The organism is Cohnella terricola, assembly GCF_007786475.1.
Classification (GTDB): Bacteria; Bacillota; Bacilli; order Paenibacillales; family Paenibacillaceae; genus Cohnella; species Cohnella terricola.
This window is the reverse complement of the sequence record NZ_VNJJ01000001.1, coordinates 637,103-651,418: the sequence shown is the minus strand read 5'-3', so window position 1 is coordinate 651,418 and position 14,316 is coordinate 637,103. Positions and strand designations below refer to the sequence as shown.

Genomic DNA, 14,316 nt, shown 5'->3' with positions numbered 1-14,316 from the left:
CATTTACAAAAAAACCTGACCGTTACCGGTCAGGTTTGGAGCGGGACGGAGCTTATTGCGCCGCTTCCGCTTTCTGTTGGGACAGCCATGTTGCGATTTGGTCGATTTGTTCCGCCGACAAAGTTTCTTTGAAAGGCGGCATACCTTGTCCCTTACCGTTCGTAATCGTCTCGACGAGCTCTTCCTTGCTCAAGACGTCGCCGATGCCGCGAAGCGCCGGAGCGCCGCCGCCTTCGAGCTCCGCACCGTGGCAAGCAATACATTGCGCTTGAGTCATCGTTTCGGTGAAGGCAGGATCGTCTGCTGCGACCATAGCCGGAATTTTCTCTTTGCCCGGAACCGGACGAGGTTTGCCGGCCTTGACTGCTTCTTCCGCTTTAATCTTCCGCTCGATGTGCTCAGGCACTTGACCGTTTGCTTCCAACTCGTGCTCGTAGTGGTTCCACGAAACCCAAGTCAGGTAAGCGACCGCCACCAAGGAAACCAGCATCAGCGACGATGCGATTGGACGACGATAGAAACGGCGTTCTTTGCCCGTATCCAGGAACGGAGCAATCAGAAGCGAGATAAACGGAAGTCCGGACAAGCCTAGAATACCGAGGACGATATAATCGCCCGAAGCGTACGGATATTTCAACAACTGGTACAAGAACAGGAAGTACCAGTCCGGCATCGGGATGAACGCGCTGTTCAGCGGATCGGCTGGATAGCCGAGCGGAGCGGGTTCAGAGATGACCAGAACCAGAAAACCGACGAGAACGACAACTCCGACCATCCATTCCTTCAGCAAAAAGTTCGGAATGAAGGCTTCGGACTTACCCGGGAAAGCGGTATAATCCGGAGGCGTCACGTTCGAGTAATCCCGCTTCCGAATGCGCGAATCGCCGACAAATACGACTTTTTCGTTTGGATCATGTTTATGTGCCATCGCTAGTCACTCCCCTCTCTTACAGCGGCCCGGAAATGCCCTGTTTTCGAATCATAAAGAAGTGTCCGGCCAGCAACGCAAGCAGCGCGCCAGGCAAGAAGAACACGTGGATCGCGAAGAATCGAGTCAGCGTTTGGGCGCCGACGATCGTACCGCCGTTCATAAGCTCCTTAATGTAGTCGCCCAGGAAAGGTACGGATCCGGCGATTTCCAGACCAACCTTCGTCGCGTAATACGCTTTGTTGTCCCAAGGAAGCAGGTAACCCGTAAACCCAAGGCCCAACATGACGAAGAAAATCAACATTCCGACTACCCAGTTCATCTCGCGAGGCGCTTTGTAAGAGCCCGTGAAGAAAACGCGTAGCGTATGTAGGAACATCATTACGATGACAAGACTTGCTCCCCAGTGGTGCATCCCCCGCACGATCGCGCCGAACGCGACTTGGTGCTGCAGGTAATCAACGCTATAGTAAGCGTTAATGATGTCTGGGACGTAGTACATCGTCAAAAACATCCCCGAAAGGATCTGAATGACGGTGATGAAGAACGTCAATCCGCCGAAACAATAAACGAAAGCAGAGAAATGATGCGCCGGGTTGACGTGCTCAGGCACCTCGTGGTCGGCGATGTCTCTCCACATCGGCGTAATATCGAGACGTTCGTCAATCCAGTTGTACATGTTTTTGAACATGGGACGAAACGCCCTCCTTCTAAACGCGACTATTCGGATCAATCGGTCCGAGATAAACCCAGCCGTTCTCCGTTTTGACCTCGTACTCGTCGAGCGGCTTAGGCGCAACCTTCAGGTTTTTGCCGTCTTTGGTGTAACGCGCTCCGTGGCAAGGGCAATGGTATTCGTTAGGCGCTTCTTCGCCGCCCCAACTTACCATGCATCCAAGGTGCTTACACACAGGGGACAGTGCGAAAATCTTGCCGTCGTCGCCTTTCGTAATCCACGCAGCCAGCTTTGGATCGCTTTCATACCAGCCGTCTACCTGATGAACTTTGAATTTTACCTCGGTAGGTTCGCTTGTCACTTTGCTCTCTTCGATGACTTTAACGAATCCGCTCTTTTCTTTTTTCTGCAATATGGGATCTACGGCAAAGCGGATCATCGGTAAGATCGCTCCGCCGGCCATGAAGGCGCCTGCACCGCCAAGCGTATAAGACAGAAACTGACGTCTCGTCATTTCTTTGCGCTTAACCGGTTTGTGCGTAGTTTCTTGCTGGTTATTGTGGTCCATTCGTTCTACCCCCTTTGCCACACCAATCTTCCGTCCGTAACGGACTTTAACATTTTGTTCACAAGGACATAACTATAATAGCCCACGCGCTATAGAGCGTCAAGAATAGGGTCTGGAGTTTCCCTATGCTAGCGGGAGGAAAGGAACTAAAATGTTCTCAATTTGTCACAATTCCCCGTGGCCCGTGTTTGGCTATTGTTTGCTTGAACTTTCCAACCTATTCGTGCCGCAATGACGTTTTCCGTCTTAAAATCGGCTTTAATCCCTGGGCTTGCGCCATAAATCCGCTAAGGCTTTCGTGATGGCCTGCGCTTCCGGCTCCTCGTCGTCGAGGTTAGGGCGAATGAACAAGTCCGCGTTCAGTTCATCAGCCAGTTCCAACGGCTGCCCGCTGACGACCACGACGTAACGAAAGCCTTGTTTCTTCCATGCGTCAATGATTCGATTGACCCGCGAAGCATGTTCCTTGCCGCCGGCTTCATAGTGGTAGGCCGGCATTGTAACGGTTCGTCCTCTGAACGCTTGCTCCAATGGGGAAAGCCATTCCCCCGTTCTGGCCGCCTTGTCTGCGGCTTCCCACGGGGACTCTTCACCGGTAAGCCCCGACATCGGCAGCAAGCATGTATCCAGATAAGGTTGAAGTTCAGGCCAGCTACCGGGATCGATCTCGCCGAATTTCATTCGTATGTTTCACTCCTCTCGCTTCTGCGTCATTTCTGCTTATGTATACGAACGATTTCTGTGATCGCTTATTTATCGTACTCCAAAAACTCGCACATTAAAAGAGTTCACATGATTTCATATTATAAGGAAGGGATCTGCCGGAAACGGCAAAAACCCGGCCACAATGGACCGGGGTCATCCGTTTAATGTTGCGGAGTCTCGTTGTCAGCCGTGTGGAATCCGTTTATCTCTGGATCGCCTTCAGCTCATTCGTTAACCGCCGAAAGGATTCGGCGTCTCCTTGCGCAAGCGCATCATCGATCGCATGATATATTTTCTCCGTCCGGTAATTGCGCAGCGCTTCGTCCAGGACCATTTCTGCCGCCAACCCAAGCATCGTCTCATAGGCGACTTTCATGTTGTCCATTCGTTGCACCTCCGAAATCCGGCGTCAGGGCTCCCGGCAGGGGCCCGGATATTCCCGCCTATGCTCGCGCAGCTCCCAATAAAGCATATTCAGCGATGCCCTCCCCGTACAAGACGTTAGCCCCCATGCCGATCAATGTACTTTTGCCTATTTTGTTATCGCCGCAGCTGTCTTCGTAGTCCTGTTAACGTTTGCTTAAATCAATCGATTCCTCGATGGCAAGCGATTGACCGGATACGAATATTTTCCCTTGCGGAGTCGCCTTAACGACTTGAACGCCATCTTCCGTTTCTCCCCACCGAAGTACTCCCAGGTGCACCATCATTCTTATGACCCGCGCTTCTACGATATCCGTCGGCGTATCATAATAGAAGGCGCGCACGAGAGGCAGCAAAATTCGCTGCAAAGACTCGATCGTCGCCCATTCCGCCGACAGTCGAACGATCCATTGCGCAAGCGAGGACAGATTGGGGATCGCGCTTTTGTACAGCCTTAACCAGAACTTATACATCTTTGCCGGATCCGGCTTGACGAGGCCGTTCGCGATATCCCTGCCTTCGGAAGTCAGTTCGAGATGATCCGGTTGCTCGACCAGATAACCTTCAAAGTAGGCAAAGTCATACAATAACGAGAACCTATCTGGGTAGTCTCGATAATGCCGCCCATACCCGAAACGCCATCCTCCCCTTGTCGGAAGAGCCTCTGTTACGGATAACAGCTCTAGCGCTTGCATAAGCTGACGCTTATAAATAACCCCTTCCGAGGTTAACGGGAGCGCATAATTTCTTGCGAAGCGCAGAAAGCTGACGACGTCGTCGGCCAGAAGGCTTCTCTCGTCCCTATAGGCTTGCGGCTCGTCCATAATTACCAAAGTTGATCTGTAACGTTTCTCGAGCGCATCACGCAACCGGGATTTGACGTCTTCCGGCACCTGATACAGCGTGCGTGTCTGTTGCGAAACTCCGTTAAAGAGCCATCCGTAATTTTTAAATCTCGAGATCGAGAGGCGAGCCATCTCTTCCGGTCCCGGAGGCGGCTTCTCTTCCGGCTTTTTCGTTTTACGAACGCGCCGATTTAATGGTTCGGAGACGGACGGAACGGCAAGGGTTTCTGACGCCGGGGAAGATTTAGCTGATACTCCATCCTGCGCTCTCGCTTTCAGTTCTTCCAAGCTGTACGCCTTTCGATTTTCGAACACCAGTGAGTTCAGAAATCGCAAATCGCTGCCCGTCATTTCTCCGACCCTCGACTCCAAGACGTCTCGTCTTTGCACCGTCGCCAGAATCGATTGTATCAGCTCGTTCTTCGAGTGGCCACCGCTGGGACAATCATAGGTTTGGGCGATTTTTTTCAGCTCGGCAATATCCGAATAACAGAGCATATCCGCCAAATTCACTTTTGTTCCCCCCTATCGATGGAGGATTTATTTCTCAGTATGGGCGCGGTAGACTCGTCTTAAACATACATGCAGGCAAAAACGATTTCGTACAAAAACTCCAGTACTGTCGGGGATAACAAAAAAACCTCTCTTTGCTGAAATGGAGGTTTCGATCCGCCATCTTCACAAGAGAGGTTGATTTTAATCAGCAGGGAATCCATATGACTCTACAGCTCACTAGGTAGTTCCATGCTTTACGATGAAAAACATCGTTATTGCATGGAGGCAACTTGCGGACCATGCTAATAGTGATGATAAACATCGCTAATTCCGGCACATTCTCGCGCAAGCACAAACTTTCCAACAAATTACGATGATAAACATCGTTATTGTACTAACAAAACAGATGAGCCGTTCGAATTGCGATGTTAAACATCTTTATTCGTGAGCCTCAGAATACGTTTTATGACTTCACTTGCTGTTCCGCAGGCTCGAGATGCCGGGTGCAATTATGTAGCAACGGTTTCCATCCGTCTTCCTCCCGGCGTTCCAGTACGGTCAACGACATATTCAGCAAATGGGAATCTTCGATCTCGCGGCAAAGCGATTGGAGCATTCTCGCAAGGAAGCTGCCATGGGAAACAACGAGCCACGCTTCGCCGGAATGTTTCTCGGCAAATTCGCGAACGAAATCATGACCTCGAATCCTGATCTCGTCGTCGCTCTCCTGATCGGGTACCGTTCTCCGCCAGTCCGGCCCCCAGCGAGATATCCGCTCGGGCTCAGTCGTTCCTTCCGCCTCGCCGAAAGACCTCTCCCTGATTCTTACATCCTTGATCAGAGGGATTCCGAGCTTATTAGCGAGTATCTCTCCCGTCTGTGCTGCCCGTTGCAGATCGCTGCAATATACTCCGTTCCAGCGTTCAGCATCATGTGCCAGACGATCCGCGAGCAAACGCGCCTGCTGCAGCCCTTCCGTGCTAAGGGGAATGTCGGTAATACCTTGAATCATTCCTCGTTTGTTCCATTCTGTTATCCCGTGGCGCACCCATCCGATTCTTGTAGCCTTCGTCATGAGCGCACTCTAGAAAACCAGTTCAAAATAAGGAGCGTCATGATCATGCCGACGATCGAGAATGCGATCCAATACTCCGGCAAAGAAGGAGATACGTTCAGCACGAAAGGATCGCTCAGACTGGCAGAGGGAATTTCAAACCGAAGGCTGCCGCCGTATTGATGGCTGGCTGCAAAAGCGCTAGCCGACTCGAGCTTGCCGGAATTGTCCGAAGAGCCGCTGCCGAACGTGGTGTATAGGAAACCGCACACGAACAAGGCCAGCAAGGCGGCGAGAACACCCGCTACCCTTTTTCTGAACACAAAAGAAAAGGCGTAAGTCCGGCGTGTTGCGGGCATATACCAGCTTTGTTCCGTATATATCCGGTCCATGACGTTCTGATTAACTCTTGCGGAGGAGATCGGAACGTCATCTTGATCGTCATTCAAAGGAAAATCGTGAATGAGCAGGGCGCTCTCTTCCCATAGGCGAAATTCTTCTTCGCACTCCCTGCATCCTTTCACATGCAAATCGACAGCGAGCTTATCAGCGGAATCCACCGGCAAATCCCGATAAATTCCGAACCATTCCGCGGCTTCTTCGCATTTCATCGCAGCTTCATCTCCTCGTACTCCTTCATCATGGCCGGTTCGGTAAAGTACGATTCCAATTGCGTCTTCACACTGGCCCTGGCCCGGAATAACAACGATTTGACGGAACTGACCGTCTGTCCTAAAATGTTGGCGATTTCCTGATAGTCCATTCCGTCATACTCTCGAAGAATTAGCGCGGAACGCTGCTTCTCGGGCAAACTGTTGATGGCGTCTCTTACCATGGAAACCTTCTCGTTGCGCAGCAAACGCTGCTCGGGCGCCTCCTCGGGAGGCGCGGCCGGTATGTATGTGGAGTCGTCGAGCGATAGATGCGCGGCTTTCTGTTTGCGCAGTTCGCTGAGAACCGTGTTCCGTGCAATCGTATATAGCCATGTCGAAAAGGAAGCGTCAACTTCCCTGAAGGAATGCAGACTTCGATAGGCTTTGTAGAAAGTTTCCGAACTGAGATCTTCAGCGAGCATCTCGAGTTTGGCGCTCTTCAGCATATGGTAGACGAAAGACAAGATTTTCTTCTGGTATCGTCCCATAAGCGTAGAATACAGTTCTACATTGCCGTCTTTAATTTCCCGTATTAATTGGGAATCGGTCATCATTACCGCGACCCTCCCCTGATCAGGGTGAACGTTCGCAGCCGGTAATCTTACTTATTGTACCGGCCAAAAACGAAAAAGTTGCGCTCAAAGGCGCATTAAAAGTTTACAAGCCAGTATTTTACAAATACTATATGCTATTGTAACACAAGATGAGTCTTTTGCGGCTTAAAAATTTCTCAAATTTTGCTTCTTATTCGTTGAAAATTAGGCAAAAAAAATCCACCCCGAAGGGTGGTCGCACATCGTGCAAGGATTGGATAGGAGTGGAGAGAAACCATACTGTACTTTTATTATATGTATACGTTTTCATTTTGTCAATAAGCGTTTTCATTTTATTTTAAAGCGTTTGCATAAAGAAAATTTGAAAGAATAGCCCCCGGGGTCAAAACCCTGGAGGCCTGCTCATCATTCGATAATGATGGACTTCTAGTTCGGTGATAACTTCTTACGCATGTACATCGTAATTCAACGACTTCAACAGCGCCGTAGCCCTGTCTAAATCATCGGATTGATGAAAAGACAAGCGAAGAACACCTGGAACGTCTTCCCTGCTCTCAATAATTCGCAGATTGCTCAAGTTGATTTTCGCGTGCCCGAGTTCGGTAGCGATCTTGCCGATAATACCCGGGTGATCCGGAACGTTTACGTAACATTCGTAAAGAGACGTGATCATGCCTTTGCGTCTTTCCGGAAGCTGGCTGCGGAAATCGCCGGCCGTACGGAATTGCTCAGCAATCCCATCTCCGTCTTCGCTTCTAAGCAAGTCGGCAAACTGATCCATTCCTTCTTGCCAATCCTGCACGAGCTTCAACATCACTTCGCGATTATTCAGCAGAATGTCCCGCCAGATCGTCGGATCGCTCGAAGCGATGCGCGTAATGTCGCGAAAGCCTCCGGCCGCTAGTCTCATGTAGAGATCGTTGCTTTCATTGTATCCGGCGATCTGATTAACGAGCGCCACTGCGATCATATGCGGCAGATGGCTGATCGCCCCGACGATATCGTCGTGCTGAACGGCATCCGTCTTGACGATGTGGGCGCGCGTGTTTCTAAGCAGCCTCTCTAGCTTACCGACGTATTCGGGCGGAGTCTTGTCAGTCGGCGTCAACACGTAATAGGCGTTCTCCAACAGGTGCAAGCTCGCCGCTTCGACGCCGGAACGCTCGGAGCCGGCCATCGGATGGCCGCCGATGAATACGGCGCCGCGTAAGCTCAGCTTGTCGGCATGGCGCACGACGGAAGCTTTGGTGCTGCCAACGTCCGTAATAATGCAACCCGGCTTAAGCGGCATGCGCGACAGCTCGTCCACGTATTCCTCGAGACGCCCGACCGGTACGCATAAGAAGATAAAGTCCGCGTCTTTCGCCGCTTCTTCCAAAGACGTCGTCGCCGAATCGACGACACCTCTGGCGACGTATTTCTCCGTGGACGCAGGGTTGACGGAATGGCCAACGACACGAACGCCCGGTTTTCCTTTAAAACATAACGCCAAGGAGCCGCCGATCAATCCGACTCCGAAGATGGCGATCTTGATCGGATTCTTTTCGCTAAAGTCTGTAAAATCCGTAAAATCACTAAACTCGCCGCTCATGCCTTCACACCTTTGCCTTGATCTCTTGCAGCACCTCAGTCAGCGCGGCGATGACTTTCGCGTTCTGTTCCTCGCTCCCGACCGTAATCCGGAGGCTCGTCGGGTACATCTTATGTCCCGCTCTCACGATAATGCCTTTACGCAACAGCGCATCGAACACTTCTTGGCTAGGCCGTTCCACGTCGACCATAATAAAGTTACCGTACGCCGGGAAAGCCTTCAAGCCGAGCTCCGCGAACGAGCGGTTAAAGAACGCGAGTCCTTTTTTATTTTCTTCGCGGCAGAACGCGATGAACGCTTCGTCTTCGAGAGCTGCCAGAGCCGCGGCTTGTCCGTATCTGGAAGTGTTGAAAGGCTCTCTTACTTGATTAATGCTGCGTATGACGTCGGGACGGCCGATACCATAACCGATCCGGAGCGAAGCAAGCCCGTAAATTTTCGAAAACGTCCTAAGCGTGATCACGTTCGGATATTTTTTCAAAAGCTGCAAGCCGTTCGGGAAAGAAGGATCTTCCACGTACTCGCAATAAGCTTCGTCCAGCACAACGAGAACATGTCCCGGAACTTTGGACAGGAACCATTCCACCTCGTCTACGTTGTTGACTGTGCCCGTCGGGTTATTCGGATTGCAAATCCAGACGACCTTCGTCTTATCCGTCACGCGTTCCAGCATGGCGTAAAGGTCGTGAGTGCCTTCCTTCAGCGGCACTTCGATAATCGTCGCGTTCTCAATCTGCGCGTTATGCTTGTATTGCGGGAACGTCTGATCCGCCATGATCGTCTCATCGCCGGGCAGAAGATAAGCGCGGCAGATCATCAAGATAATCTCGTCGGAACCCGCTCCGAATATAATTTGATCCGAATTCACGCCGTGGTGTTTGGCTAACGCATTCGTCAGCTCGACGGCGGCGCCGTCCGGGTAGATGCTGATATTTTCGATTTCGCGGGCAATGGCTTCCTTCGCCTTCGGCGAGCTGCCGAACGGGTTTTCGTTGGATGCGAGCTTGATGACTTCCGTCAATCCAAGTTCCCGCTTCACGTCGTCGACCGGTTTCCCTGGTTGATATACCGGCAAATGTACAATATTCGGTTTCGGTTGCATAGGTTTCCCCTCCTGAGATACGACAAACGGAGCGTGACGAGTTCCGCCTGAGGCGGAACTTCTGTCGCTCCGTATGGAAATGGTTATTCTATTGTGACACACCAACGCGTCACTGTACAGATGGCAATTGCGTTTTACGCGAAATTCGCTCGTTCAGTTCGCCGTGCGAGGCTTTAGGCCGGCAATAAAATCGCGAACGGCTTGAACGCCCTGCTCTCGTTCCGAGGCTAAATCGGAAGTCAGCTGCGGAAGCGCTTCTTCTACTTGGCGGACGATGGCGCTGCCTACGATCACGCCGTCGCATTGACCGGCAAAACGTTCCGCGTGCTCCCGGGAAGCAATCCCGAAACCGACGCAGATCGGCACAGTCGACGCTTTGCGAACCGTGCTCAGGAACGCATCGATTCCGTCGTGGAACGTGGAACGCACGCCGGTCACGCCGAGCGAGGATACACAATAGACGAATCCTTTCGCTCTCGCCGCGATTCGCTCGACGCGAGATTCCGAAGTCGGCGCCACGAGCGGAATGAGATGAATGCCGCTTGCTTCCGCCAGCGCGCTAACTTCCGCATCTTCCTCCATCGGCAAATCCGGAATGATCGTCCCGCTGAAGCCATGCTCCTTCAGGAGCGCGAAAAATCTGTCCAAACCGAGCTGGAGAACGGGATTAAAGTAGGAAAACAAGATAAATGGCAGCTTTACCCCGCGTTCTCTTGCTTTGGATGCGACGGAGATACAATCCAACAAGCTGATCCGGTTCTTCAGCGCGCGCTCGGACGCCCGTTGGATTACGGGACCGTCCGCAAGCGGATCGGAATACGGTACGCCCAGCTCGATCATATGCGCGCCCGCTTGCTCAGCCGCCTGAATCAAGGCGACCGACGTGTCCAAGTCGGGATCGCCCATCGTCATAAAAGGAATGAGAGCCGTTTCCCCGCGTTGCATCAACTCCGCGAATACGGCGTCGATCGCGTTCGCGCTTGTCGACGTGTTCATGATGGCTGCTCCTCCTCTTTCGCCAAGTAAGACATGATGGATTCCACGTCTTTGTCCCCACGGCCGGATAGGCTGACCACGATAATCTCGTCCTTGCCCATCGTCGGCGCGATTTTCAGCACTTGGGCGATCGCGTGTGCGGACTCCAGCGCCGGAATTATGCCTTCCATGCGTGAGAGGGTGCTAAGCGCGTCCAAAGCTTCCTTGTCCGTAATCGGTACGTAATCCGCGCGACCCGAATCTTTTAAGTACGCATGCTCAGGACCGATACCCGGATAGTCAAGACCCGCGGAGATCGAATGAGCCGGCAGAACCTGTCCGCCTTCATCCTGAAGCACGTAGCTCATTGAACCCTGAAACACGCCCGGGCGACCTTTCGTCATTGTCGCGGCATGCTCTTCCGTGTCCACGCCTCGACCGGCCGCTTCGACGCCCAGAAGTCGGACGTCCGTATCTTCGACAAAAGGATGGAACATGCCGATCGCGTTACTTCCGCCGCCCACCGCGGCGACGACAACGTCAGGCAGCCGTCCTTCCGCTTCGAGAATCTGCTCCCTCGATTCTAAGCCGATAATGCGCTGGAAATCGCGAACCATCATCGGGTACGGGTGAGGCCCCGTCACCGAGCCGAGAATATAGTAAGTATCGTCGACATGGCTAACCCAGTAGCGCAGCGTCTCGTTGCAAGCGTCTTTGAGCGTGCGCGTGCCCGACATAACCGGAACGACTTCCGAGCCGAGAAGCTTCATACGAAAGACGTTCAACTGCTGGCGTTTCGTGTCTTCCTCGCCCATGAACACTTTGCATTCCAGCCCCATGAGCGCAGCCACTGTAGCTGTCGCCACCCCGTGCTGGCCTGCTCCCGTCTCGGCGATTACCTTTTTCTTGCCCATCCGTTTCGCCAGAACTGCTTGCCCGATCGTATTGTTGATCTTGTGCGCACCTGTATGGTTCAAATCCTCGCGCTTCAAATAGATTTTGGCTCCGCCCAGATGTTCCGACAACCGTTCCGCGTAATAAAGCGGAGTCGGACGTCCGGAATACTGTTTGAGCAAATAGCGAACCTCCGCCAGAAATTCGGGGTCGTCCTTATATTTTTGATACGCTTCTTCAAGTTCCAGCAAAGCGTTCATCAGCGTTTCCGGGACGTACTTTCCACCGAAAGGACCAAAGCGTCCGTGTTGATCCGGTACTGTACTCAAGTGCTTTTCACCCTTTCTACGAATGCGGCGATTTTGCCGTTGTCTTTGACGCCGTCAGTCTCCACGCCGCTGGAAATATCGACGCCGTCCGGACGATAGGACACGATCAACTGATCGGCATTGTCCGGATTTAACCCGCCCGCGATAAAGAGGCGCAAGCCGTGTTTCGCGGCTTCTTCCTGATAGGAAGGGATAACGTCCCAACGGAAGGTTTGACCTGTGCCCCCTCCAGCCGTATCGAGCAGAATCGTGGACGCAGCGCCTTTGTAAGCCGCAAGTCTTCCAAGCCCTTTATCAATGCCAGTTGCCTCGGTAACGGGCAATGCACGCCATACGTCAACGTTAAACCTTTCCCGAACTTCCCGGCTGAACTCCGGCGTCTCGTCGCCATGCAACTGCACGACATCCAGCGCCACCCGGGACAGCGTCGCTTCAAGCTCATCTATCGTCGGATTCACGAATACGCCGACAGCGAGCGGTGGACGCCCTTCAGCCATTCCGACCTGCCGCGCGACCGCCAATAATTCCGCCGCCCGCTCAGGCGACACTTGTCTGCGGCTCTTGGCGAAGACGAATCCGATATATTCCACGGCCAGACCGGCCATGCCTAGCAGCGTCGACTCTTCCTTGATTCCGCATATTTTGACGAAGGATGATGGCAATCGTTCATTCTTCATTGCGCTGAGCCTTCTTTCGCCGCAGGTCCCAGCAGATTGTTCACCGCGTCCTGAACGTTCGCTTGGCGCATGAAATGCTCGCCGATCAACACGGCCTGCGCTCCTGCTTGGCGCACGAACGCAATATCGTCCGTCGATGAGATCGCGCTTTCGCTTATCGCAACGACGTTCTTCGGCATCAATCCGATCAACTGTTCTGTTACCCGCAGATCAGTCGCGAACGTCTTCAAGTCGCGATTATTGACGCCGATCAGCGTCGCTTGGCCCATCTCGAGAACTGTTTCCAATTCCGGACGGTTATGCACTTCGACGAGCACGTCCAAGCCCAGGTCGCGGGCAAGCGCATGGAAAGAAGCGAGCTGGGCAGGCGTCAAGATTGCAGCGATCAACAAGATCGCATCCGCCCCGATCAGTCTGGCTTCGTAAATTTGCCGCTCGTCGATCGTGAAGTCCTTACGCAATAGCGGTACTTTAACATGACTGCTAACCTGCGTCAAATACGCGTTGCTGCCTTGGAAATAATCGGTATCCGTCAGCACGGAGATGCAGTCCGTACCCGCCTGCTCGTAGGCTTGCGCCAAGCTGACCGGATCGAAATCGGGACGGATCAGCCCTTTCGAAGGGCTTGCCTTCTTCACTTCGGCGATCAGCCCGACCGGGCGGTTGCGGCCGATCAACGCTCGCTCGAATCCGCGGCAAGACGACATGTCCGCGATCTGTTTTTCCACGTCGGCAATCGATAACGTTTGTTTTAACGTCTCTACCTCTTGTTGTTTGGTAGCGACGATGCGATCAAGAAACATGGCTCAATTCTCCTGTCGTGGCAATCCATTGCAGCAATTTGTCTTCAGCTAAACCGGAATCGATCGTAGCGGCCGCGGCTTTAACGCCGTCAGCCAGAGACGCTGCACGCCCCGCTACATAAATGCAGGCACCCGCGTTGGCAAGCACGACATCCCGGTAGGCGCTTTTCTCACCGCCAAGAACTCGTCGGATGATATGCGCGTTCTCCACCGCGTTGCCCCCTTGCACCGCTTTGAGGGATACTGTCGCGAGCCCGAGCTCTTCGGGAGTGACGTCGTACGTAATCACTTCCCCGTTCTGCAGTTCGGAAACTTGTGTGGGTGCCGAAATGCTGATTTCATCGAGGCCGTCGTGGCTGCCGACGACCATCGCTTTTTTCAAACCGAGTCGGGAAAGCACTTCGGCTACCGTCGAAGTCCGGGTTCTGTCGTACAAGCCGATCAGCTGGCAATCCGCTTTCGCAGGGTTGGTCAGCGGCCCCAACATATTAAAGATCGTCCGGACGCCTAGCTCGCGTCTAGGCACAGCTGCATGCTTCAGAGCGGGATGGAATAACTGCGCGAACATAAAGCAGATGCCCGTTTGCTCAAGACATTCCGCCGCTTGCGCCGCGGTTAGGTTGATATTGACGCCTAACGCTTCCAACACGTCCGCGCTGCCCGCTTTACCGGACATCGCCCGGTTGCCGTGCTTGGCGACTCTGACGTCCGCAGCAGCGGCGATGATCGCCGACGCCGTCGAGATATTGAATTTGTGAATGCCCGAACCGCCCGTACCGCAAGTGTCCAGCAGATCGGTATTTTCCGTCGCGACATGGTTGGAGAAAGCTCTCATCGCTTCGGCGAATCCGAGAATCTCGTCGACCGTCTCGCCTTTCATGCGCAGTGCGATTACCGTCCCGCTAATCTGGGAGGGTGTCGCTTCGCCTTTCATGATCGTGGTCATGACGCCGAACGCCTCGTCCCGGGTCAAATCATGGCCGCTCGTCAGCTTGTTCAGCGCCAGCGGCAAGCTAATCGTGATCGCTTCATTCATCTCGCTTC

At 53.1% G+C, this 14,316-nt stretch carries 16 protein-coding genes; all 16 read right to left on the bottom strand.

Annotated features, from left to right (window positions below; translation table 11 throughout):
* Positions 1-52 precede the first annotated feature (52 nt).
* The 16 genes from FPZ45_RS03190 to trpD all read right to left on the bottom strand — a co-directional run bounded on the left by FPZ45_RS03190 (position 53) and on the right by trpD (position 14,308).
* Positions 53-928 (bottom strand): c-type cytochrome, encoded by an 876-nt coding sequence (locus tag FPZ45_RS03190; RefSeq protein WP_144698252.1) that lies wholly within the window; start codon positions 926-928, stop codon positions 53-55.
* A 19-nt stretch (positions 929-947) separates the two neighbouring features.
* Complete coding sequence (qcrB, locus tag FPZ45_RS03185; protein WP_144698250.1) at positions 948-1,619, bottom strand: menaquinol-cytochrome c reductase cytochrome b subunit; 672 nt, start codon at positions 1,617-1,619, stop codon at positions 948-950.
* Between the two features lie 19 nt (positions 1,620-1,638).
* On the bottom strand, positions 1,639-2,172 hold the full coding sequence (locus FPZ45_RS03180; protein WP_144698248.1) for a QcrA and Rieske domain-containing protein: 534 nt from the start codon (positions 2,170-2,172) through the stop codon (positions 1,639-1,641).
* Positions 2,173-2,430: 258 nt separating this feature from the next.
* Positions 2,431-2,853, bottom strand: coding sequence for a DUF2487 family protein (locus FPZ45_RS03175; protein WP_144698246.1), 423 nt, complete (start codon positions 2,851-2,853; stop codon positions 2,431-2,433).
* Between the two features lie 226 nt (positions 2,854-3,079).
* A complete protein-coding gene (locus FPZ45_RS03170) occupies positions 3,080-3,262 on the bottom strand; it encodes an IDEAL domain-containing protein (RefSeq protein ID WP_144698244.1) in 183 nt (60 codons plus the stop codon).
* A 184-nt stretch (positions 3,263-3,446) separates the two neighbouring features.
* A complete protein-coding gene (locus FPZ45_RS03160; protein WP_144698243.1) occupies positions 3,447-4,658 on the bottom strand; it encodes a hypothetical protein in 1,212 nt (403 codons plus the stop codon).
* Between the two features lie 445 nt (positions 4,659-5,103).
* A complete protein-coding gene (locus tag FPZ45_RS03155) occupies positions 5,104-5,715 on the bottom strand; it encodes a histidine phosphatase family protein (RefSeq protein ID WP_144698241.1) in 612 nt (203 codons plus the stop codon).
* The gene (locus FPZ45_RS03150) at positions 5,712-6,305 is read right to left on the bottom strand and encodes a zf-HC2 domain-containing protein (protein WP_144698239.1); all 594 of its coding nucleotides are present in this window, start codon (positions 6,303-6,305) and stop codon (positions 5,712-5,714) included. The genes FPZ45_RS03155 and FPZ45_RS03150 overlap by 4 nt, the downstream gene beginning before the upstream one ends.
* A complete protein-coding gene (locus FPZ45_RS03145; RefSeq protein WP_144698416.1) occupies positions 6,302-6,898 on the bottom strand; it encodes an RNA polymerase sigma factor in 597 nt (198 codons plus the stop codon). Before FPZ45_RS03145 ends, FPZ45_RS03150 begins: the two co-directional genes overlap by 4 nt.
* 448 nt (positions 6,899-7,346) lie before the next feature.
* Entirely contained in the window at positions 7,347-8,492 is a 1,146-nt protein-coding gene (locus tag FPZ45_RS03140) for a prephenate dehydrogenase (protein WP_144698237.1), read from the bottom strand.
* Between the two features lie 4 nt (positions 8,493-8,496).
* Positions 8,497-9,594 (bottom strand): histidinol-phosphate transaminase, encoded by a 1,098-nt coding sequence (hisC, locus tag FPZ45_RS03135; protein WP_144698235.1) that lies wholly within the window; start codon positions 9,592-9,594, stop codon positions 8,497-8,499.
* A 153-nt stretch (positions 9,595-9,747) separates the two neighbouring features.
* Entirely contained in the window at positions 9,748-10,590 is an 843-nt protein-coding gene (gene trpA / locus FPZ45_RS03130; RefSeq protein ID WP_144698233.1) for a tryptophan synthase subunit alpha, read from the bottom strand.
* Positions 10,587-11,792: a tryptophan synthase subunit beta gene (gene trpB / locus FPZ45_RS03125; RefSeq protein WP_144698231.1), complete on the bottom strand. Its 1,206-nt coding sequence runs from the start codon at positions 11,790-11,792 to the stop codon at positions 10,587-10,589. Before trpB ends, trpA begins: the two co-directional genes overlap by 4 nt.
* On the bottom strand, positions 11,789-12,469 hold the full coding sequence (locus FPZ45_RS03120) for a phosphoribosylanthranilate isomerase (RefSeq protein WP_186438198.1): 681 nt from the start codon (positions 12,467-12,469) through the stop codon (positions 11,789-11,791). Before FPZ45_RS03120 ends, trpB begins: the two co-directional genes overlap by 4 nt.
* Positions 12,466-13,272 carry an indole-3-glycerol phosphate synthase TrpC gene (gene trpC, locus FPZ45_RS03115; RefSeq protein WP_144698229.1) on the bottom strand — a complete coding sequence of 269 codons (807 nt, stop codon included), beginning with the start codon at positions 13,270-13,272 and terminating at the stop codon, positions 12,466-12,468. The genes FPZ45_RS03120 and trpC overlap by 4 nt, the downstream gene beginning before the upstream one ends.
* A complete protein-coding gene (gene trpD, locus FPZ45_RS03110; protein ID WP_186438197.1) occupies positions 13,262-14,308 on the bottom strand; it encodes an anthranilate phosphoribosyltransferase in 1,047 nt (348 codons plus the stop codon). Before trpD ends, trpC begins: the two co-directional genes overlap by 11 nt.
* Positions 14,309-14,316 lie beyond the last annotated feature (8 nt).